The organism is Desulfovibrio desulfuricans (assembly GCF_024460775.1).
In the GTDB taxonomy this organism is placed as follows: Bacteria; Desulfobacterota; Desulfovibrionia; order Desulfovibrionales; family Desulfovibrionaceae; genus Desulfovibrio; species Desulfovibrio desulfuricans_E.
This window is the reverse complement of sequence record NZ_JANFYZ010000077.1, coordinates 1-261: the sequence shown is the minus strand read 5'-3', so window position 1 is coordinate 261 and position 261 is coordinate 1. Positions and strand designations below refer to the sequence as shown.

At 49.0% G+C, this 261-nt stretch carries 1 protein-coding gene; it reads right to left on the bottom strand.

Translation table 11 applies throughout. The annotated features are described in order from the left end of the window. Positions 1-234: hypothetical protein (locus tag NE637_RS15465; protein WP_256267818.1), on the bottom strand; the 234-nt coding region annotated here is incomplete at its 3' end. Positions 235-261 lie beyond the last annotated feature (27 nt).

The following is a 261-nucleotide window of genomic DNA, read 5'->3' as shown; positions in this document are numbered from 1 at the left end:
CTGACAACACTGCCGGTCTTTCTCGCTTGAGCCTTGTACACACACGTTTAAGAGAAATCTTTCAAACTCCCGTCTGTTCCACACTTCCGGCGTCGGATAAAGCGGATTTGCCTCTTTTTCCGCCCATTTTGCGATCTGCTTCACATCCGTTTTTCGGATCATCTCCGGATATTGCGGAATCTGCATCTTCACTTTCAGTTCTTCGATCCATCCGATAAACGCATCCGCCTTCACACTGTCAGACTCCTGCGGTGTCGTAAG